The organism is Streptomyces sp. XY431, assembly GCF_001279805.1.
GTDB classification, from domain to species: domain Bacteria; phylum Actinomycetota; class Actinomycetes; order Streptomycetales; family Streptomycetaceae; genus Kitasatospora; species Kitasatospora purpeofusca.
In genome coordinates, this window is the sequence record NZ_LGDO01000446.1 from 1 (window position 1) to 19,230 (window position 19,230).

Annotated in this window: 17 protein-coding genes, 5 tRNA genes and 1 pseudogene; 16 read left to right on the top strand and 7 right to left on the bottom strand. The window is 72.9% G+C overall.

The window, feature by feature from the left end; all coding sequences use genetic code 11:
• Nucleotides 1-74 (bottom strand): annotated as a pseudogene (locus ADK60_RS28255) (roadblock/LC7 domain-containing protein); the annotation flags it as partial.
• Nucleotides 75-84: 10 nt separating this feature from the next.
• Nucleotides 85-3,960 (bottom strand): nitrate- and nitrite sensing domain-containing protein, encoded by a 3,876-nt coding sequence (locus tag ADK60_RS47855; RefSeq protein WP_053649713.1) that lies wholly within the window; start codon nucleotides 3,958-3,960, stop codon nucleotides 85-87.
• Nucleotides 3,961-4,589: 629 nt separating this feature from the next.
• On the opposite strand from ADK60_RS47855, the gene ADK60_RS28265 reads away from it, so the two are divergent.
• From ADK60_RS28265 to ADK60_RS28300, 8 genes are all read left to right on the top strand, one after another.
• Nucleotides 4,590-4,811, top strand: a complete 222-nt coding sequence (locus ADK60_RS28265) for a hypothetical protein (protein ID WP_045944731.1) — start codon at nucleotides 4,590-4,592, stop codon at nucleotides 4,809-4,811.
• A 227-nt stretch (nucleotides 4,812-5,038) separates the two neighbouring features.
• Nucleotides 5,039-5,839: a fumarylacetoacetate hydrolase family protein gene (locus ADK60_RS28270; protein ID WP_045944730.1), complete on the top strand. Its 801-nt coding sequence runs from the start codon at nucleotides 5,039-5,041 to the stop codon at nucleotides 5,837-5,839.
• Entirely contained in the window at nucleotides 5,832-7,337 is a 1,506-nt protein-coding gene (gene gltX / locus ADK60_RS28275; protein ID WP_053649714.1) for a glutamate--tRNA ligase, read from the top strand. The genes ADK60_RS28270 and gltX overlap by 8 nt, the downstream gene beginning before the upstream one ends.
• Before the next feature lie 264 nt (nucleotides 7,338-7,601).
• Nucleotides 7,602-7,673, top strand: a tRNA-Gln gene (locus ADK60_RS28280).
• A 39-nt stretch (nucleotides 7,674-7,712) separates the two neighbouring features.
• Nucleotides 7,713-7,785: transfer RNA gene (locus ADK60_RS28285), tRNA-Glu, on the top strand.
• A 27-nt stretch (nucleotides 7,786-7,812) separates the two neighbouring features.
• Nucleotides 7,813-7,885 (top strand) — tRNA-Glu (locus ADK60_RS28290).
• 26 nt (nucleotides 7,886-7,911) lie between these two features.
• Nucleotides 7,912-7,984, top strand: a tRNA-Glu gene (locus ADK60_RS28295).
• 48 nt (nucleotides 7,985-8,032) lie between these two features.
• A tRNA-Gln gene (locus ADK60_RS28300) sits at nucleotides 8,033-8,107 on the top strand.
• A 212-nt stretch (nucleotides 8,108-8,319) separates the two neighbouring features.
• Here the strand turns inward: ADK60_RS28300 and ADK60_RS28305 are convergent.
• Complete coding sequence (locus tag ADK60_RS28305; RefSeq protein ID WP_030306825.1) at nucleotides 8,320-9,033, bottom strand: IclR family transcriptional regulator; 714 nt, start codon at nucleotides 9,031-9,033, stop codon at nucleotides 8,320-8,322.
• Nucleotides 9,034-9,264: 231 nt separating this feature from the next.
• Between ADK60_RS28305 and leuC the strand changes: the two genes are divergently transcribed.
• The 4 genes from leuC to ADK60_RS28325 all read left to right on the top strand — a co-directional run bounded on the left by leuC (nucleotide 9,265) and on the right by ADK60_RS28325 (nucleotide 12,700).
• Complete coding sequence (leuC, locus tag ADK60_RS28310) at nucleotides 9,265-10,686, top strand: 3-isopropylmalate dehydratase large subunit (protein WP_045941240.1); 1,422 nt, start codon at nucleotides 9,265-9,267, stop codon at nucleotides 10,684-10,686.
• A 5-nt stretch (nucleotides 10,687-10,691) separates the two neighbouring features.
• Entirely contained in the window at nucleotides 10,692-11,288 is a 597-nt protein-coding gene (gene leuD, locus ADK60_RS28315) for a 3-isopropylmalate dehydratase small subunit (protein WP_045941241.1), read from the top strand.
• 184 nt (nucleotides 11,289-11,472) lie between these two features.
• Nucleotides 11,473-11,820 (top strand): SCO5555 family protein, encoded by a 348-nt coding sequence (locus ADK60_RS48515; protein ID WP_400753583.1) that lies wholly within the window; start codon nucleotides 11,473-11,475, stop codon nucleotides 11,818-11,820.
• Between the two features lie 133 nt (nucleotides 11,821-11,953).
• Nucleotides 11,954-12,700 (top strand): HU family DNA-binding protein, encoded by a 747-nt coding sequence (locus ADK60_RS28325; RefSeq protein WP_045941243.1) that lies wholly within the window; start codon nucleotides 11,954-11,956, stop codon nucleotides 12,698-12,700.
• Nucleotides 12,701-12,858: 158 nt separating this feature from the next.
• Here the strand turns inward: ADK60_RS28325 and ADK60_RS45930 are convergent, their stop codons facing one another.
• On the bottom strand, nucleotides 12,859-13,080 hold the full coding sequence (locus tag ADK60_RS45930) for a hypothetical protein (RefSeq protein ID WP_053649716.1): 222 nt from the start codon (nucleotides 13,078-13,080) through the stop codon (nucleotides 12,859-12,861).
• A gap of 43 nt (nucleotides 13,081-13,123) precedes the next feature.
• The gene (cofC, locus tag ADK60_RS28335; protein WP_053649740.1) at nucleotides 13,124-13,843 is read right to left on the bottom strand and encodes a 2-phospho-L-lactate guanylyltransferase; all 720 of its coding nucleotides are present in this window, start codon (nucleotides 13,841-13,843) and stop codon (nucleotides 13,124-13,126) included.
• A gap of 213 nt (nucleotides 13,844-14,056) precedes the next feature.
• Between cofC and ADK60_RS28340 the strand changes: the two genes are divergently transcribed.
• The 3 genes from ADK60_RS28340 (at nucleotide 14,057) to ADK60_RS28350 (ending at nucleotide 17,117) form a co-directional block, all read left to right on the top strand.
• Nucleotides 14,057-14,881: a lysophospholipid acyltransferase family protein gene (locus tag ADK60_RS28340; protein WP_045941246.1), complete on the top strand. Its 825-nt coding sequence runs from the start codon at nucleotides 14,057-14,059 to the stop codon at nucleotides 14,879-14,881.
• Nucleotides 14,878-15,879 (top strand): NAD(P)H-dependent glycerol-3-phosphate dehydrogenase, encoded by a 1,002-nt coding sequence (locus ADK60_RS28345; RefSeq protein ID WP_079008746.1) that lies wholly within the window; start codon nucleotides 14,878-14,880, stop codon nucleotides 15,877-15,879. Before ADK60_RS28340 ends, ADK60_RS28345 begins: the two co-directional genes overlap by 4 nt.
• Before the next feature lie 95 nt (nucleotides 15,880-15,974).
• Nucleotides 15,975-17,117, top strand: coding sequence for a D-alanine--D-alanine ligase family protein (locus tag ADK60_RS28350; RefSeq protein WP_053649718.1), 1,143 nt, complete (start codon nucleotides 15,975-15,977; stop codon nucleotides 17,115-17,117).
• A 76-nt stretch (nucleotides 17,118-17,193) separates the two neighbouring features.
• On the opposite strand, the gene ADK60_RS28355 is transcribed toward ADK60_RS28350, so the two are convergent.
• Complete coding sequence (locus tag ADK60_RS28355; RefSeq protein ID WP_052709232.1) at nucleotides 17,194-17,706, bottom strand: DUF3515 domain-containing protein; 513 nt, start codon at nucleotides 17,704-17,706, stop codon at nucleotides 17,194-17,196.
• A 20-nt stretch (nucleotides 17,707-17,726) separates the two neighbouring features.
• Nucleotides 17,727-17,960, bottom strand: coding sequence for an Lrp/AsnC family transcriptional regulator (locus ADK60_RS28360; protein ID WP_030396708.1), 234 nt, complete (start codon nucleotides 17,958-17,960; stop codon nucleotides 17,727-17,729).
• A gap of 215 nt (nucleotides 17,961-18,175) precedes the next feature.
• Here ADK60_RS28360 and ADK60_RS28365 point away from each other — a divergent pair, with 215 nt between their 5' ends.
• The gene (locus tag ADK60_RS28365; protein ID WP_030396709.1) at nucleotides 18,176-19,141 is read left to right on the top strand and encodes a thiamine-phosphate kinase; all 966 of its coding nucleotides are present in this window, start codon (nucleotides 18,176-18,178) and stop codon (nucleotides 19,139-19,141) included.
• Nucleotides 19,142-19,230: the final 89 nt, after the last annotated feature.

Here is a 19,230-nt window from a genome sequence, read left to right on the forward strand (position 1 = left end):
GTGTGCGACACCCCAGGGGTGTTGTCCACGAAATTGGTGATCAGCCAGTTCAGGTTCTGTGCGGCCTGGCTCATCTGACTCAACTCAACGCTCCTGGTGATCTGCGGCGTTGCCGTCGTTGCGGGCCCCGAAGCTATCGAACCCGGGCTGCTGGGCACCATGGTGGGATCCGGCCGGATTGGCCGGCGGCTGGCCCGCGGCCTGCTCGGCACCGGCCCGGCGGCCCTGCTGGATGCCGCGGCGCAGGTTGGTCAGGCGGCCGCGGACCTCCTCGGGCGCGCGGGACACCTGCGGACCCGTCAGCGGGGACGACTCGGCGGTACCGGAGACCAGGTTGGCCTGCGGGGTGCGCCGAGGGAGACCCGACATGGTGACCCCGCTGGTCGAGGGCTCGCGGACCTGCTCGGCCCGGCGCCAGCGCTCGTCGTTGGCGGACGGGCGCCACGGGGCCTCGCCGGGCTGCTGCTGGCCCGGGGCCTGCTGCTGGGCCTGCTGCGGGGGCGCCTGCTGCTCGGGCCGCGACTGCGGGGCCTGCTGCTGCGGTGCCTGCCGCTGGGCCTGCGGCTGCTGGGCCTGCGGCTGCCGCTGCTGCGGTGCCTGCTGCTGCGGGCCCTGCGGTCGCTGCGGCCGGCCCTGGGGAGCCTGCCGCTGACCGTCCTGCGCCGGGAAGCCCGGGGCCGTGGTGCCGGGACGGCGCGGCTGGTACGCCTGCTCGCCCGGGCGACCCTCCTCGCGGTACCAGCCCTGCTCGGCCGGCGCCCCGCCCTCGGACGGACCGGACGGCAGCGCCATCGGCTCCTGCCGCACGGGCGGCTGCTGGGCCTGCGGCTGCTGAACCTGCTGCTGCGGCTGCTGGATGTTCCGCTCCGGACGGCCCGGGTTCGGCACGCTCGGCAGCACCGGCTCCACCAGGCCGAGGCCCAGCGGGTCGCGCGGGTCGATGTCACTGGCCTCGAACCGCGGCCGGGCCATCTGCTGGGTGCTCTCCATCGAGGAGGCGTCGGCCGCCGGCAGCGGCTGGGGCTGCGGGGCCTGCGGCAGCGGCTGCTGCTGGCCCGGCTGCGGACGGTTGCCCTGGGCGGGCTGCTGCGGACGGCCGCCCTGACCCTGCTGCGGGCCCTGGGGACCCTGCGGCGATCGGCCCTGCGGACCGGGACGGCCCTGGCCGGGGCGCTGGCGCTGCGGCAGCCCGTCCTGCGGACGCTCGCCCGGGCGGGCACCCTGCGGTGCCGGCGCGCCGGGGCGGCCCGCCTGGTCGGCCCAGCCGTGCTGCGGCTGCTCGCCGCCGCGGGCGGCGGGGGCGCCTGCGCCCTGCGGACGCTCCTGGCCGGGGCGGCGTGCCCCCGGACCGCTCTGCTGCGCGTTCTGCTGGGGACCGCCCTGCTGCGGACCCTGGGGGCCGCCGGGCTGCCGGTCGCGCCGGGGCAGACCGGCGGGGGCGCCCTGCGGCGGCCCCTGTCGGCCCGGGGAGCGCTGCGGGAGGCCGCCCTGCTGGTTCGGGGCACCCTGCTGCGGCGGGGCCTGCCGGCCCGGAGCCGGTCGGCCCTGGCCGCCCTGCTGGTTCGGCGCCTGCTGGCCGGGGGCCTGCTGGTTCGGCGTACCCGGACGACCGGCCTGCGGCGGGTTCTCCCGCAGCGACTGGCCGGCCTGGCGGGTCGGCAGACCGCCGACGGGGGCGCCCGGGGCACCCTGGCCGCCGGACGGGCCGGGGCCGCCCTGGCCGAGCTGCGGCCGGCCCTGCGGGGCACCGCCCGCCGGGGCCTGGCCGAGCGCGGCCCGGTCGCCGGCGCGGCCGCCCTGGCCGGCCGGCATCTGGCGCTGCTGGCGCGGTGTCGGGGCGACCCCGCGCTGCTGCTTGGGCTGCTGGCCGCCGCCGGGGCGACCGGCGCCGCGACGGTCGGCGGAGTTGGTGACGTCCACCGGGAGCATGACCAGCGCGGTGGTGCCACCGGAGTCGCTGGGGCGCAGCTGGATGCGGATGCCGTGTCGCAGGGACAGGCGGCCGACCACGAAGAGGCCCATGCGGCGGGAGACGGAGACGTCCACCGTCGGCGGGTTGGCGAGGCGCTCGTTGATCTCGGCGAGGTCGTCCGGGCTCAGACCGATACCGGTGTCGTGGATCTCGACCAGCACCCGGCCGTCCGGCAGGGCGTGGCCGGTGACCCGGACGCGGGTCTGCGGGCTGGAGAACGAGGTCGCGTTCTCCAGCAGCTCGGCGAGCAGGTGGACGAGGTCGTTGACGACGCGGCCGGCGACCTCGGCCGACGGCACGGCGGCGAGTTCGATGCGCTCGTACTGCTCCACCTCGGAGGCGGCGGCGCGGAGCACGTCGACCAGCGGGACGGGGCGGGTCCAACGGCGGCCCGGGTCCTCACCGGCGAGGACGAGGAGGTTTTCGCCGTTGCGGCGCATACGGGTCGCGAGGTGGTCCAGCTTGAAGAGGTTGGCCAGCTGGTCCGGGTCCGCCTCGCGGCTCTCCAGCTCGGAGATGAGCGACAGCTGGCGCTGGATGAGGCCCTGGCTGCGGCGCGAGAGGTTGGTGAACATCGCGTTGATGTTGCCGCGGAGGAGGGCCTGCTCGGCGGCGAGGCGGACGGCCTCGCTGTGCACCATGTCGAAGGCGTGGGCCACGTGGCCGATCTCGTCCGCGGAGTCGACGCCGACCGGTTCGACGGCGACGTCGACGTCGTGCGGGTCGGTCTCGGAGAGCGTCTTGACCAGCTCGGGCAGTCGCCGCTCGGCGACGTCCTCGGCCGCGGCCTGGAGCCGGGTCAGCGAGCGCACCATCGAGCGGGCGATCAGACCGGCGCCACCGAGGGCGACGAGCAGCACCAGCGCGACGGCGGCACCGATGATCAGGGCCTCGGTGTCGGCCTGGGACTGGAGCTCCTGGGCCTTTCCGTCGAGGTCCTCGATGAGCTTGGACTCGATCCGGCGCTCGGCGGCGATCTTGGCGGTGGACTGCTCGTACCAGTCCTTGTAGCTGACGACCTCGCTCTGGTGGATACCGCTCTGCTGCAGGATCGAGCGCGCGTATCGGTCGGCCGCGGCGACGACCGAGTTGTAGCTCAGCTGGCCGCGCAGGTTGTCCAGGTCGTGCGAGGTGTAGATGTTGTTGAAGCCGGTCAGCGCGTTGTCGTAGGACGACTTCAACCGGATGCCGAAGGACTCGTCGCTCAGGCTGAGGTCCGGGCCGCCCGGGTTGGCGAGCGCGGCGCTGATCAGCGCGCGCTGCTGCGAGGTGGAGTTCTTGGCGAGCGAGAACTGCTGCAGGGCACGGGTCGCGCGGACCAGCTCGCGGTTGTTGGACGCGAGCGCGATGTCCTGGGTGATCGACAGCAGGTCGCGGATGATCACGTCGTAGGCGGTGATCGTCGCCTGGATGTTCTGGTTGTTCTGGTACGGGTTGCCACGCGCGTCGGAGACCGAGTTCAGGTCCTTGCGGATCTGGAAGAGCAGGGCCTTGCCGCCGGAGAGTTCGAGGTTCTCGAACTTGTCCGCGGACGCGGTGAAGGTGCGGCTGAGGTCGTCGGTGACCTTGCGCGCGGCGACGATGTCGTCGTCCAGCGGCGCGTTGGGCTTGTTGGTCATCGGCCCCGCGCTGACGTCCCGCTCGTTCTGCAGGGCGTTGGCGAGGTCGGTCGCCTTCTTGGCCAGGTCGGAGAGGTTGGCCATCTGGGCCAGCTGCTGCGAGGTCTCGAGCGAGGTCTGGATGCGCAGGCCACCGAGGACCAGCGCGACCATGACCGGGAGCGCGAGCAGGGCGATCAGCTTGCTGCGGATCCGCCAGTTGCGCATGGCGAGCCGGCTCATGCCCTTGGCCCGGCGGCGGGTCAGGGTGGACCGGAGCTTGCCCCGGGCCGACTTCCGCTCCGCGCCCTCCTCCTCGGGTCGTCCGATCACGTCGGGCGTCGGTTCGGCCGGACCGCCGGGGGCCGCCGCCGGCTGGGGGGCTGCCACCGGCTCACGCGACTCAGGGTCACCCGCGCCGCCGCTACCCCTTTTGAAACGTCCCTGCACTGGCGTCGCAACCTCTGGACCGGGCGTCCCGCCGCGTCGCCGCAGCCTGGACGGTGTGGAGTTTCCATCCGCACCCCGGCCGGTCCGGGAGAGCGGGTCACCGGGGTGGAGTACTCCCTACCCACGGTCCGTGGCATTCCAGCACAGCCGGGGAATCCCAACAAGGGCGAGCGGGGCACATCGGGCGGCACTACCGAACGCGCGCGGAATCTCACGGTCTGTACGGCAACCGGACCTGAATACCGCCTTTTTCGGACACTCGTCAGATACATGCCAAGCAGACCCGAGATCAACCTGATGCACGGCGCTTCGGGTATGACCGATATATCCGATATGCCGGTAAAAACTGATGCAGCGACATGTCGGATATCGGCGTTATGTTCCATGATTTGTGACGAAAATCACAGATGAATGTGTAGCTTTGGTCACGGTGCCTGTGGAAAGAGATCCGTAACCTTGCGGTATCCGGAGCACGGCCCCGAATCAGCCTGCCCAGAATCCTCCCGAATCACTCAGGCCGGGGCCGATCGCGGTCGGTCGCCCGGCCACGACCTTGAGGTGCTGACGAGATGTCCCAGGCGAAGAAGGCCGCCGAGTCCACGCTGTCCGCCAATTCCACCGCGAACCCGCGCCGGACGACGCTGGCCTCGGTCGAGGACTTCGGCCAGATCCCCGGCGCCCGCAGGCCCGAGGCCGCCGTGACCTACCCGACCGACCTGCCGACCTCCACCGCCAACCCGCGCCGCACCCGGCTGATGGTCGCTCCGGTGGTGAACGTTCCGCAGGACTGAAGCGTTCCGCATACGCCCTGAAGGGCCCCGCCACCCCGGTGGCGGGGCCCTTCGCGTACCCGGGCACCCCCGCCGGCCTCCGGACACCCGGGCCGGTGGAGCGGCCGGTCCGGGGCCCGCGCGATAGCCTGGCGGCGATTGAGCGGGGCCGGGCCCGAAGCGGGACCGGCCTCCACCAGCGCCCGGGCGCGCCCCGGGCGGCCGACGACGCGAGGGGTGCCCGAGCCGTGCGCATTGCCAGGTTTTCCGTCCGGGAAGGGAGTCCTGCCGCCGGCAGCGTCTCCTTCGGTGTGGTCGAGGGGGACCCGGCGCGGCCCGAGTCGCTGGTGGTCCACGCACTGGCGGGCCACCCGTTCGGCCAGCCCCGGCCGACCGGTGAGAGCTACCGCTTCCAGGACGTCCGGCTGCTGAGCCCGATCCTGCCCAACAAGATCGTCGCGGTCGGCCGCAACTACGCCGCGCACGCCGCCGAGCTGGGCAACGCCGTCCCGGACGTCCCGCTCACCTTCTTCAAGCCCTCCACCTCGGTGATCGGCCCGACCGAGAGCATCGCCTACCCGCCGTTCTCCTCGGACGTCCAGCACGAGGCGGAACTGGCCGTGGTGATCGGCCGGATGTGCCGCGAGGTGCCGCTGGAGCGGGTCCCCGAGGTGATCCTCGGCTACACCTGCGCCAACGACGTCACCGCCCGCGACGTCCAGCAGCGCGAGGGGCAGTGGGCCCGCGCCAAGGGCTTCGACACCGCCTGCCCGCTCGGCCCCTGGATCGAGACCGACCTCGACCCCTCCGACCTCGCCGTCACCTGCACGGTCAACGGCGAGCTCCGGCAGACCGGCCGCACCTCGCTGATGGTCCGCTCGGTCGCCGAGCTGATCGTCCACATCTCCGAGGCCATGACGCTGCTGCCCGGCGACGTCGTCCTCACCGGCACCCCCGCCGGGGTGGGCCCGATCCAGGTCGGCGACGAGGTCGCGGTCACCGTCGAGGGCATCGGCACCCTCGCCAACAAGGTGGTCAAGCGTGGCTAGCGAGCCCGCCGGACCGCCCGTCCGGGTGCGCTTCTGCCCCTCCCCGACCGGCAACCCGCATGTGGGCCTGGTCCGCACCGCCCTGTTCAACTGGGCCTTCGCCCGCCACCACGGCGGCACCCTGGTCTTCCGGATCGAGGACACCGACGCCGCCCGCGACTCCGAGGAGTCCTACGGGCAGCTGCTCGACGCGATGCGCTGGCTCGGCCTGGACTGGGACGAGGGCCCGGAGGTCGGCGGCCCGCACGCGCCGTACCGGCAGTCGCAGCGGATGGAGATCTACGCCGACGTCGCCCGCAGGCTGCACGAGGCGGGCCACGCGTACCACTGCTACTGCTCCACCGAGGAGTTGGACGCCCGCCGCGAGGCCGCCCGCGCGGCCGGGAAGCCGTCCGGCTACGACGGCCACTGCCGGGAGCTGACCGACGACCAGGTGGCCGTGTACCGGCTGGAGCGGCGGGAGCCGATCCTGCGCTTCCGGATGCCGGACACCACGATCGCCTTCGACGACCTGGTCCGCGGCACCCTCTCCTTCGAGCCCGAGAACGTGCCCGACTACGGCATCGTCCGGGCCAACGGGGCGCCGCTCTACACCCTGGTCAACCCGGTGGACGACGCCCTGATGGGCATCACCCACGTGCTGCGCGGCGAGGACCTGCTCTCCTCCACCCCGCGCCAGATCGCGCTCTACGCCGCGCTCGCCGACATCGGCGTGGGCGACGGCGGCACCCCGAGGTTCGGCCACCTGCCCTACGTCATGGGCGAGGGGAACAAGAAGCTCTCCAAGCGGGACCCGCAGGCCTCGCTCAACCTCTACCGGGAGCGCGGCTTCATCCCCGAGGGGCTGCTCAACTACCTCTCGCTGCTGGGCTGGTCGCTGGCCGAGGACCGCGACGTCTTCACCGTGGACGAGCTGGTGGCGGCCTTCGACGTCACCAGGGTGAACGCCAACCCGGCCCGCTTCGACCTGAAGAAGTGCGAGGCGGTCAACGCCGAGCACGTGCGCCGGCTGGCCCCGGAGGACTTCGTCCGCCGACTGGTGCCACACCTCCAGGAGGCGGGCCTGCTGCCGGCCGGGCCGAGCGCCGAGCAGTTGCGGCTGCTGGCCGAGGTGGCGCCGCTCACCCAGGAGCGCATGGTCGTACTCGGCGAGATCGTGGCGATGGCCGGCTTCCTGTTCGTCGCGCCGGAGGACTTCGCGCTCGACCCGGACGACGCCGCCAAGGTGCTCACCGCGGACACCCGTCCGGTGCTGGAGGCCGGCGTCCGGGCCCTGGAGGCGCTCGACGGGTTCACCGCCGAGCCGATCCAGGCCGCGCTGCGCGAGGCGCTGGTAGAGGGGCTGGGCATCAAGCCCAAGTTCGCCTTCACCCCGCTGCGGGTGGCCGTGAGCGGCCGCCGGATCTCCCCGCCGCTCTTCGAGTCGATGGAGCTGCTCGGCCGCGCCGAGACGCTGCGCAGGCTGAACGCGGCCCTGGCGGGCCTGCCCGGCGCCTGACCGCGGCACCGCTGCGACCGGCCGCCGGACACCGGCGGCGCCCCCGCGGGCCCGGCCTCGGCGCCGGGCTCGCGGCGCCCCCGGAGGTCACCGGACGGCCCCCTTCCCGCTGCCTGGGGTTATCGATTTTGGAGCCGGGGCGGACGTCGGGTAATGTTCTTTCTGCGCCGCCCGGGAGGGCAACGACGAGGGAGTCAAAGCCCCCGCCGGAGCCGAGCGGGAGGCGCAAGCCCGAGAGGATCCCCGACAGGGGTTCAACTCTGGTGGGGTATGGTGTAATTGGCAGCACGAGTGATTCTGGTTCATTTAGTCTAGGTTCGAGTCCTGGTACCCCAGCGCAGTACCCGCGGTCCACACCGCGACAAGTGAAGACAAGCCCCCGTTGTGTAGCGGCCTAGCACGCTGCCCTCTCACGGCAGTAGCGCCGGTTCGAATCCGGTCGGGGGTACTGGTCCCGCAAGGGACCGCCTGGAAAGCCCCCGTTGTGTAGCGGCCTAGCACGCTGCCCTCTCACGGCAGTAGCGCCGGTTCGAATCCGGTCGGGGGTACTGATTCCGCAAGGAATCGCCAGGATGCCCCCGTTGTGTAGCGGCCTAGCACGCTGCCCTCTCACGGCAGTAGCGCCGGTTCGAATCCGGTCGGGGGTACTGAAGCAGGAAGCCGATGGGGTTGCTCATCGGCTGATTGCTTTGTGTTGGGGTATGGTGTAATTGGCAGCACGAGTGATTCTGGTTCATTTAGTCTAGGTTCGAGTCCTGGTACCCCAGCCAGAAAAGAAAGGCCCCGGTCCCCGGGGTCTTTTTTGATTTCCCGGACCGCCGGGAAGCCGCCGGGAAGTCACTGGGAAAAGCATCGGGAAGCCATCGGGAAACCGTGGGAACCCCGCCCGAAGGGCCCCGCTCGACAGCGAGCGGGGCCCTTCACGGTTTTTCGGTGGGGGAGAGTGCGGGGGAGGCGTGGGGGCGGGTGGGGGACGGGCGGGTCAGCTGCGGCGCAGGGCCTCGGTGAGGCGGTTGGCGGCCTCGATGATGGCCTGGGCGTGCAGCCGCCCGGGGTGGCGGGTCAGGCGCTCGATCGGCCCGGAGACCGAGACGGCGGCCACGACCCGGTTGGAGGGGCCGCGGACCGGCGCGGAGACGGAGGCGACGCCCGGCTCCCGCTCGCCGATCGACTGCGCCCAGCCGCGCCGCCGGACACCGCTCAGCGCGGTGGCGGTGAACCGGGCGCCCTGGAGGCCGCGGTGCAGCCGCTCGGGCTCCTCCCAGGCCAGCAGGACCTGGGCGGCCGAGCCGGCCTTCATCGGCAGGGTGCTGCCGACCGGGACGGTGTCCCGCAGACCGGAGAGCCGCTCGGCGGCCGCGACACAGATCCGCATCTCGCCCTGCCGGCGGTAGAGCTGTGCGCTCTCGCCGGTGACGTCGCGCAGGTGGGTCAGGACCGGGCCCGCGGTGGCGAGCAGCCGGTCCTCGCCCGCCGCGGCGGAGAGTTCGGACAGGCGCGGGCCGAGGATGAACCGGCCCTGCATGTCCCTGGTGACCAGACGGTGGTGTTCGAGTGCGACGGCGAGTCTGTGGGCCGTGGGGCGCGCCAGACCGGTGGCGGCGACCAGCCCCGCCAACGTGGCGGGGCCCGACTCCAGTGCGCTCAGCACCAGAGCGGCCTTGTCGAGCACGCCGACGCCGCTAGAGTTGTCCATGCGCTAAGACTGCAGTCTCATTCCGCGAGACGCAAGTTCAATCTTCTGCGAAAAGCGCCACTCTGGATGCAGCAGCCCGGGAGACATCCAGGATGCGACCCCGCCGAGGTGTCCGCATCGTGGACACCGATCCGGTGTGCAGGTCGCTCGTCGCATGCCGCACCGGGCCGCGACAGCTTTGACCTCGACGACACGAGAAGGCCGGCAACGCGGCCGGCTGGAGGGAATCCGATGGGACGGACACTCGCAGAGAAGGTCTGGGACGACCACGTCGTGCGGCGCGCGGAGGGCGAGCCCGACCTGCTCTTCATCGACCTGCACCTGCTCCACGAGGTGACCAGCCCGCAGGCCTTCGACGGTCTCCGGCTGGCCGGGCGCACGGTCCGCCGCACCGATCTCACGATCGCCACCGAGGACCACAACACCCCGACCCTGGACATCGACAAGCCGATCGCCGACCCGGTCTCCAGGGTCCAGTTGGAGACCCTGCGCAAGAACGCGGCCGAGTTCGGCGTCCGGATCCACTCCCTCGGCGACATCGAGCAGGGCGTCGTGCACGTCGTCGGCCCCCAGCTGGGCCTCACCCAGCCCGGTACGACCGTGGTCTGTGGCGATTCCCACACCTCCACCCACGGCGCGTTCGGCGCGCTGGCGTTCGGCATCGGCACCAGCCAGGTCGAGCACGTGCTCGCCACCCAGACGCTGCCGCTGGCCCCGTTCCGGACCATGGCGATCACCGTCGAGGGCGAACTGCCCGAGGGCGTCACCGCCAAGGACCTCATCCTGGCGATCATCACCCGGATCGGCACCGGCGGCGGCCAGGGCTACGTCCTGGAGTACCGGGGTTCGGCGATCCGCGGCCTCTCCATGGAGGCCCGGATGACCATCTGCAACATGTCCATCGAGGCGGGCGCCCGGGCCGGCATGATCGCCCCGGACGAGACCACCTTCGCCTACCTGAAGGGCCGCCCGCACGCCCCGCAGGGCGAGGACTGGGACGCCGCGGTCGAGTACTGGCGGACCCTGGGCACCGACGAGGACGCGGTCTTCGACCACGAGATCTTCATCGACGCCGCCGAGCTGACCCCCTTCGTCACCTGGGGCACCAACCCCGGCCAGGGCGCCCCGCTCGGTGCCTCGGTGCCGGACCCGGCCTCCTTCGCCGACCCGCAGGAGCGGACCGCCGCCGAGAACGCCCTCGCCTACATGGGGCTGGAGGCCGGCACCCCGCTGCGCGAGGTCGCGGTCGACGCGGTCTTCGTCGGCTCCTGCACCAACGGCCGGATCGAGGACCTGCGTGCCGCCGCCGACCTGCTGCGCGGCCGCCGGATCGCCGACGGCGTGCGGATGCTGGTCGTCCCGGGCTCCGTCCGGGTCGCCCTCCAGGCCGTCGAGGAGGGCCTGGACAAGGTGTTCACCGCGGCCGGCGCCGAATGGCGGCACGCGGGCTGCTCGATGTGCCTGGGCATGAACCCGGACCAGCTCGCCCCCGGCGAGCGCTGCGCCTCGACCTCGAACCGCAACTTCGAGGGCCGCCAGGGCAAGGGCGGCCGCACCCACCTGGTCTCGCCCCAGGTCGCCGCCGCGACCGCTGTCCTGGGCCGCCTCGCGGCCCCCGCCGATCTGGCGTCCCCCGCCGCCGTGGAGGTCTGAGCAGCATGGAGAAGTTCACCACCCACACCGGGCGGGCCGTGCCGCTGCGCCGCAGCAACGTCGACACGGACCAGATCATCCCCGCCCATTGGCTGAAGAAAGTCACCCGTTCCGGTTTCGAGGACGGCCTTTTCGAGGCCTGGCGCCGGGACGAGTCGTTCATCCTCAACCGGCCCGAGCGGCAGGGCGCCACCGTCCTGGTGGCCGGCCCCGAGTTCGGCACCGGCTCCTCCCGCGAGCACGCCGTCTGGGCCCTGCAGAACTACGGCTTCCACGCCGTGATCTCCTCGCGCTTCGCCGACATCTTCCGCGGCAACTCGCTGAAGAACGGCCTGCTCACCGTGGTCCTCCCGCAGGAGACCGTGGAACGGCTCTGGGCGTTGACCGAGGCGGACCCGACCGCCCCCGTCACCGTCGACCTGGAGGCCCGCGAGGTGCGGGCCGAGGGCATCACCGCGCCGTTCGAACTGGACGACAACCTCCGTTGGCGGCTGCTCAACGGCCTGGACGACATCAGCATCACGCTGCGGAACGAGGCCGACATCGCGGCCTTCGAAGCGGGCCGGCCCTCGTTCAAGCCGCGCACCCTGCCGGCGGCCTGATCACCCGTTCTGAACAAGCATTCTGACGAACCGCCGGATGGCCCGCCTCCCCCCTCGGGGGGGCGGGCCATCCGCCGTTCCGGGGCGGGAGTTGTGCCCGTCCGCGGGCCCCGGATTGACGATTCGGTTTTGCCGCGGAGGGCCCCGCGCATGCACAACTGCGCGTAGATGGCACAATCAGTGCATGCACCGGCACCATGAACCTCCGTACGCGGGCGGCGAACCCGCGTCACCGGAGTCCACGGGCCGGGGATCCGAACGCCGAATTGACGATCGGCCGGACGCCGCCACCTCAGCTGCTGAGGGGCCGGACGACCCGGAAGTCGCAGCGCTCTTCGCGCTTGTGGCCGAGCGGTTGAAGCAAGCTCACGACCGCGTGCATGCGCTGAACGTGTCTGCCGATGCAAAGACCGCTCTCACCCGTCAACTGCTCATCGTCACCGAGGCCGCCAAGCGCGATCTTCCGGAGGCGGCGCGGCGGTTGAGTCGCTTTGTGCAGGACCTCGACGAGGGGCGCCCGCCCGTCGTCTGAGGTCGCCGACGCGCAAATCCATTGCGACACTAGGGTGATTCGCGCGTTTGGTAATTGAAAGTCCGCAGATACATACCTAACGTGCGAAATGAACGGATGGAATCATCCGGCGCCCGTTTCTGAAGGGGAAGACGTGAACAAGGCTCAGCTTGTCGAAGCGGTGGCCGAGCAGCTGGGCGGTCGCAAGGCTGCCGCAGAGGCCGTCGACGCAGTGCTCGACACCATGGTGCGCGCCGTCGTGGCCGGCGACCGTGTTTCGGTCACCGGTTTCGGCACCTTTGAGAAGGTGGAGCGCTCCGCGCGCTTCGCCCGCAACCCGCAGACCGGCGAGAAGGTCAAGGTCAAGAAGACCTCGGTGCCCCGCTTCCGTCCGGGCCAGGGCTTCAAGGACCTGGTCAGCGGCGCCAAGAAGCTGCCGAAGGAAGGCCCCTCGGTGAAGAAGGCGCCCAAGGGCTCCCTCACCCCGGGCAAGAGCGGTGTCGCCGCCACCCCGGCCGCCAAGCGTGCCGCCACCAAGCGCGCCGCCACGGCCGCTGCCGCCGCCGCTGCCGCCACCCCGGCGAAGAAGGCCGCTGCCAAGAAGACGGCCACCAAGGCGACCGCCACCAAGGCGACCGCGACCAAGGCCGCCGCCACCAAGACGGCCGCGAGCAAGAAGACGGCCGCCGTCAAGAAGGCGACCACCACCGCCGCCGCGAAGAAGACCACCGCGACCGCGACCAAGAAGACGGCCGCCGCCGCCAAGAAGGCGACCACCACCGCCGCCGCCAAGAAGACCACCGCGACCGCCAAGAAGGCGACCGCCACGGCCAAGAAGACCGCGCCGGCGAAGAAGACCACCACCCGCAAGACCACCGCGCGCAAGACCACCGCCAAGTAGTCGGTGCGCGTCGTCGTCGGACGGCCTTCGCGAGCCGTGGCGCCGCCCTCCTCCGGGAATTCCCGGCAGGGTGGTGCCACGGCTTATCGCTTTTCCGGGATTTCCCCCCGCGGCCGCGGCTCCCGGTGGCTCCGCGGTTGCTGAGGGCGCCGCCCCGGTCAGTCCGTGGCCGGGTCCGGGAAGGTCTGCAGCGTCAGGAAGACCACCCGCCGGGCGTCACCGGCGCCCTCGGTGCGGATCCGCACCCGCTGGCCCGGGCGCAGCAGCCGCAGCCCGCCGGCGTCGAAGGCGGCCGCGTCGAACGGCACCGGGGTCCCGTCGTCGAGCAGCACGGAGCCGGCCCGGGTGGCGGGGTCGAAGGTGAACGCGGTGGCCTGCATGCCAGCAGCATAGCGAGGGGCACCGACAGTCCCCGGTGGCGTCTCAGCCGGGCAGCGGTGCGCCGGACGGCCCCTGCCGCGGCAGGTAGCCGAGCCGGGCGGCCAGGGCGTGGGTGTGCGGTCCGACACCGAGCGCCAGCGCCTCGGCCAGGTCCTCGCCGGTGTCGACGTCCCGGCGGACCGACTCCACGCCGGACAGCCGCAGTTCGCGGGCGCCGCCGGCCGCGTGCCGGGCGCACGAGCCGTCCCCGAACGCGGGGTCGAGCGGACTGCCCGGGGCGCAGGCCAGCAGGGTGGTGCCCAGCCCGGGCGCGTCCGGCAGGAAGGCCCGGCCGGTCGCCGGGACGGCGGCCAGCACCCGGCCCAGCTCGGCCGGACGCAGGGCCGGCAGGTCCGCCGAGAGGGCGGCCAGCGGCGCGTGGGGCGCGAGGGCCAGCGCGGCCGCCGCGCCGTGCGCCAGGGCCTCGTTGAGGCCGCCGCCGGGCTCGTCGTCGACCACCAGGGCGCCGAGCGCGGCCAGCCGTGCCCCGGCCCCGGCGTCCCGGGTGACCACCAGCACCCGGCCGGTCCCCGGTGCGGCCAGCGCGGCCGCGACGGTGTCCAGGGCGAACGAGAGTGCGAGGTCGGGGCGGTGCGGGCCGGCGAACGGGGCCAGCCGGGACTTGGCCCCGGCGAGCCGCTTGAGCGGCACTACCAGCGACCAGTCGGCGGCGGGTGCGGCGGGCGCGACGGGCCTGCCGGGGCGTACGGTGTCCTGGGTCATCGGCGTCATTGTGACGCCGGTCCCGGAGCCCTCGCCAGGCCGTCCGAGCTGTGCGGACGTGCGTTTGATCACGCCCGCCGGACGTCCGGGCGGGGTTGCTCGACAGCCGGCGAGCGGTCGGGCGACACTGTTCCGCGCCCGCGCCCCGAGAGGGCGGCGGAAGCGAGATCGACCGCGGCACCCCACGTGCCGCACGAATGAGGAGGACCTGGGGTGGCCCGCCGCTCGTACGCCAGCTTCGGCAACGCCGACTACGGCTTCTGGTACCGCTTTGCGGCCGTGCTGGTGAAGCCGGTGAACACCGCGCTGGTCAAGCCCGACTGGCGGGGCTGGGAGCACCTGCCGGAGCGGGGCGGTTTCATCGCCGCGGTCAACCACAACTCGATCATCGACCCGGTGGTGTACGCGCACTGGCAGTACAACAGCGGGCGGCCGCCCCGGATCCTCGGCAAGTCCTCGCTGTTCTCGATCCCGTTCATCGGGTTCATGCTCCGCAAGACCGGCCAGATCCCGGTGTTCCGCGAGTCGACCGACGCGGCGCAGGCCTTCCGGTCCGCCATCGACGCGGTCAACAGCGGTCAGTGCGTGCAGTTCTACCCGGAGGGAACGCTCACCCGGGATCCGGACCTGTGGCCGATGACCGGCAAGAGCGGGGTCGCCCGGGTGGCGCTGATGACCGGTGCGCCGGTCATCCCGGTGGCCCACTGGGGCGCGCACGAGATCATCCCGCCGTACGGCCGGGGCGGTGGGGGGAAGAGCAGGTTCAACCTGTTCCCGCGCCACCGGGTGGTCGTGGCGGCCGGACCGGCCGTCGACCTGAGCAAGTACCAGGGCCAGGAGCTGACCGCCCAGGTGCTCAGGGACGCGACCGAGGACATCATGACGGCGATCACCGCCGTGCTGGCCGACATCCGGGGCGAGGAACCGCCCGCGGAGCGGTACGACATGCGGGAAGCGGCCCGGCTGCGGGCCGCCGCCGCGGCCCGCCGCGAGGGCGGCGGCCGTGGCACCGACGAGGCAGGGGAGGAAGCCAAGTGACCCGCTGCGCCGTGTTCGGCACCGGTTCCTGGGGTACCGCGTTCGCGATGGTGCTCGCCGACGCCGGCTGCGAGGTGGCCCTCTGGGGCCGCCGCCGGGAGCTGGCGGACGCCGTCAACGCCACCCACACCAACCCGGACTACCTGCCCGGGGTCCGGCTGCCGGACACCGTCCGGGCCACCACCGACCCTGCCGAGGCGCTGGCCGGCGCGGACTTCGCGGTGCTGGTGGTGCCTTCGCAGACGCTGCGCGAGAACCTCGCCGCCTGGGCGCCGCTGCTGGAGCCGCAGACCGTCCTGGTCAGCCTGATGAAGGGCATCGAGCTCGGCACCGCGAAGCGGATGAGCGAGGTCGTCGCCGAGGTCGCCGCGGTCGGCCAGGAGCGGATCGCCGTGGTCAGCGGGCCCAACCTGGCCCGGGAGATCGCCAACCGGCAGCCCGCCGCCAGCGTGGTCGCCTGCACCGACGAGGCGGTCGCCAAGCGGCTCCAGTCGGCCTGCCACACGCCGTACTTCCGGCCGTACACCAACACCGACGTGATCGGCTGCGAGCTGGGCGGGGCGGTCAAGAACGTGATCGGCCTGGCGGTCGGCATGGCCGACGGCATGGGGCTCGGCGACAACACCAAGGCGACCCTGATCACCCGGGGGCTCGCCGAGACCACCCGGCTCGGGCTGGCGCTCGGCGCCGACCCGTACACCTTCGCGGGCCTGGCCGGCATGGGCGACCTGGTGGCCACCTGCTCCTCGCCGCTCTCGCGCAACCACACCTTCGGCACCAACCTGGGCCGGGGCATGTCGCTGGCCGAGACCATCGCGGCCACCCGGCAGACCGCGGAGGGCGTCAAGTCCTGCGAATCGGTGCTCGACCTGGCCCGGCGCAACGGCGTCGACATGCCGATCGTCGAGGCGGTGGTGGACGTCGTGCACAACGGGCGGCCCACCCAGGAGGCGCTGCGGGCGCTGATGTCCCGCTCGGCCAAGCCCGAACGGCGCTGACGGCCCGGCCGGGCACCGGCGGCGGTCCGGGCCGGTCGGGCCGGTCGGGTCGGTCACTGTCCCGAAACCCGCCTCGGGGTACCCTCTGTCGCGATATGAGCATCGAACAGACCTCCCAGAACCCGTCCGCGAAGCCGCGGGTCGCCGTCGTGTTCGGCGGCCGCAGCTCCGAGCACGCCATCTCGGTCTCCACCGCGGGCAGCGTGCTGAGGGCGATCGACCGCGACAAGTACGAGGTGCTGCCGATCGGCATCACCCACGAGGGCCGCTGGGCGCTGGCCAGCGACGAGCCGGCCCGGATGGCGATCACCGACGGCCGGCTGCCGGACGTCGAGCACGTCGCCGAGTCCACCGAGGGCCGGGTCGCGCTGCCGGTCGACCCCGGCACCCGAGAGGTGGTCTGGAGCGAGCCCGGTGCCGCCCCCAAGGCGCTCGGCGAGGTGGACGTGGTCTTCCCGCTGCTGCACGGCCCGTGGGGCGAGGACGGCACGCTGCAGGGCCTGCTGGAGCTCTCCGGTGTGCCGTACGTCGGCAACGGCGTGCTGGCCAGCGCGGCGGGCATGGACAAGGAGTTCACCAAGCGCCTGCTGGCCTCGCACGGCCTCGGCGTCGGGCGGTACACCGTGGTCCGGCCGCGCGAGTGGGAGACCGAGGAGGGCCGGGCCGCGGTCCGCGAGCGCGTCGCCGGCCTCGGCCTGCCGCTGTTCGTGAAGCCCTGCCGGGCCGGCTCCAGCATCGGCATCAGCAAGGTCAAGGACCTCTCCGACCTCGATGCCGCGATCGAGGAGGCGCGCCGCCACGACCCCAAGCTGATCATCGAGGCGGGTGTCTCCGGCCGCGAGCTGGAGTGCGCGGTGCTGGAGTTCGAGGACGGCCCGCGGGCGAGCGTCCCGGCCGAGGTCCTGGTCGGCGGCGGCTACGAGTTCTACGACTTCGAGGCCAAGTACATCGACTCCTCCGAGGTCCGGATCCCGGCCGAGCTCACCGCCGGGGAGACCGCCGAGATCCGCCGCCAGGCGATCGAGGCCTTCGAGGCGCTCGGCTGCGAGGGCCTGGCCCGGGTGGACTTCTTCCTGCTGGACGACGGCAGCTGGATGGTCAACGAGGTCAACACCATGCCCGGCTTCACCCCGATCTCGGCCTACCCGAAGATGTGGGAGGCCAGCGGGATGTCGTACCCGGAGCTGGTGGACCGGCTGCTGCAGGCGGCGCTGCGCCGCTCGACCGGCCTGCGCTGACCCGCGCCGACGGTGTGACGGGGCGGTCCCGGGGTTCCGGGGCCGCCCCTGTGCGTGCCGGTCCGGTCCTGTCCGGTCAGGGGATGTTGGCGGCGACCACGGGGGAGAGCACGGCGACCACGTCCATCGGGTTGGCGAACGAGCCCTTGGGCACGGTGAGCTCCACGTAGGCCTTGCGCATCGTGGTGGTGTAGCGGTAGCCGCCGTCCCCCAGCTCCTGCGGCCACCAGGTCACGTCGTCGATCATCGGCGAGGTGTCCGCGGCGGCCGGTCCGTTCAGGGCCTCCGGCCGGTCCACGCCGCAGCGCAGCACCACCTTCGGCGAGCTGGCCCAGGCGGCCACGAACGGCGAGGCGGGGGTGGGGTCCTTGCGCGGACGGCCGAACAGCTCCTGGGGGAGCGCCTCGGCGAGGGCCCGGCAGTAGCCGGCGGCCTTGGGGGCCGGGTTCGGCGTCTCGATCTTCTCGGGCGTGCTCCAGCTGCCGACCAGCACCACGACGGTGCAGGTGAGCGCGGTCGGCACCGCCAGCCACCGGACGGGGGCCGGCAGTGCCGCCAGGAAGCGGGGGGCGCGGAGTTCTCGGGTCACCCGCCGATGGTATGCGGGTCCTACAGGTGGACCACGGGACAGGTCAGGGTGCGGGTGATGCCCTCGACCTGCTGGACCTTGGCGACGACCAGACGGCCGAGGTCGTCCACGGTGTCGGCCTCGGCCCGGACGATCACGTCGTACGGTCCGGTGACGTCCTCGGCCTGGAGGACGCCGGGGATCTTGGCGATGGACTCGGCGACGGCGCTGGCCTTGCCGACCTCGGTCTGAATCAGGATGTAGGCCTGTACCACGGGGACCTCCGGGCGGCTGGGTACGGGGATCACGGCCGTGCTCGCCCGGTCGGATGTCGGGTGGCGAACGGGTTCACGGCAGACTGATCACCACGCTACCCCCCGGTGGGCCGGGGAGGGGAGACCTCGGCACCGTCGGAGGGCGTACGCTGCGCGCGAGGCGGCGTGGCCGCAGGACGTAGGCGCCCGGCCGGGCGCGACCGGGAGGACGGCAGATGCAGGGGACCGTGGGCGAGCTCGGCGAGTTCGGACTCATCAGGGAGCTGACCGCCCGGGTGCCGCTCACCGACGCGGTCGACCTCGGCCCGGGCGACGACGCCGCCGTGGTGAAGGCCCCGGACGGCCGGGTGGTGGCGACCACCGATGTGCTCATCGAGAACCGGCACTTCCGCCGGGACTGGTCCACCGCGTACGACGTGGGCCGCAAGGCGGCCGCGCAGAACCTCGCCGACGTGGCCGCGATGGGCGCGGTGCCGACCGCGATCCTGCTCGGCCTGGTCGCGCCGGCGGACCTGCCGACCACCTGGGCCACCGAGCTGATGGACGGGCTGCGCGACGAGTGCCAGGTGGCCGGCGCGACGGTGGTCGGCGGTGACGTGGTGCGCGGGGACACCATCACGCTGGCCATCACGGCGCTCGGGGACCTTCAGGGGCGCGCGCCGGTGACGCGCGCTGGTGCCCAGGTGGGCGACGTGGTCGCGGTCACCGGCTGGCTCGGCTGGTCGGCGGCGGGCCTGACGGTGCTGCAGCGCGGCTTCCGCTCGCCGCGGGCCTTCGTCGAGGCCCACCGCCGTCCCGAGCCGCCGTACCACGCGGGGCCGTCCGGCGCGGAGCTCGGCGCCACCGCGATGATCGACGTGAGCGACGGGCTGGTGGCCGACCTCGGGCACGTGGCGCTGGCGAGCGGGGTGGACATCGACCTGCGGGCGGCCGACTTCGACGTGCCCGCGCAGATGGCGGACATCGGCCAGGCGGTCGGGGTCGACCCGATGGTGTGGGTGCTGTCCGGGGGAGAGGACCACGCGATCGTGGCGACCTTCCCGCGCGGGGTCCAACTGCCCGCCCGGTGGCGGGTGGTGGGCGAGGTCGTCGGCCGCTCGCGGGCGGCCAGGGGCGGCCGGGTGACGGTGGACGGCGAGGCCTGGGACCGGGTCGGCGGCTGGGACCACTTCTCGGAGTGACCGGCCCGACGCCGGGGGAGCGGCAACGGGGAGGCGGGGGCCGGCGGTTGGCGCCCGGCCGGGGTGCCGCGGGGGCCGGGTCAGGGCGT

Excerpts from the sequence above, each read along its gene's own strand:
- ADK60_RS28265 (WP_045944731.1), top strand. The coding sequence starts at position 4,590 with ATGTCCCAGGCGAAGAAGGCCGCCGAGTCCACGCTGTCCGCCAATTCC.
- ADK60_RS48515 (WP_400753583.1), top strand. The coding sequence starts at position 11,473 with ATGCACCGGCACCATGAACCTCCGTACGCGGGCGGCGAACCCGCGTCA.
- leuD (WP_045941241.1), top strand. The coding sequence starts at position 10,692 with ATGGAGAAGTTCACCACCCACACCGGGCGGGCCGTGCCGCTGCGCCGC.
- ADK60_RS45930 (WP_053649716.1), bottom strand. The coding sequence starts at position 13,080 with ATGCAGGCCACCGCGTTCACCTTCGACCCCGCCACCCGGGCCGGCTCC.
- ADK60_RS28350 (WP_053649718.1), top strand. The coding sequence starts at position 15,975 with ATGAGCATCGAACAGACCTCCCAGAACCCGTCCGCGAAGCCGCGGGTC.
- ADK60_RS28305 (WP_030306825.1), bottom strand. The coding sequence starts at position 9,033 with ATGGACAACTCTAGCGGCGTCGGCGTGCTCGACAAGGCCGCTCTGGTG.
- ADK60_RS28365 (WP_030396709.1), top strand. The coding sequence starts at position 18,176 with ATGCAGGGGACCGTGGGCGAGCTCGGCGAGTTCGGACTCATCAGGGAG.
- leuC (WP_045941240.1), top strand. The coding sequence starts at position 9,265 with ATGGGACGGACACTCGCAGAGAAGGTCTGGGACGACCACGTCGTGCGG.
- cofC (WP_053649740.1), bottom strand. The coding sequence starts at position 13,843 with ATGACCCAGGACACCGTACGCCCCGGCAGGCCCGTCGCGCCCGCCGCA.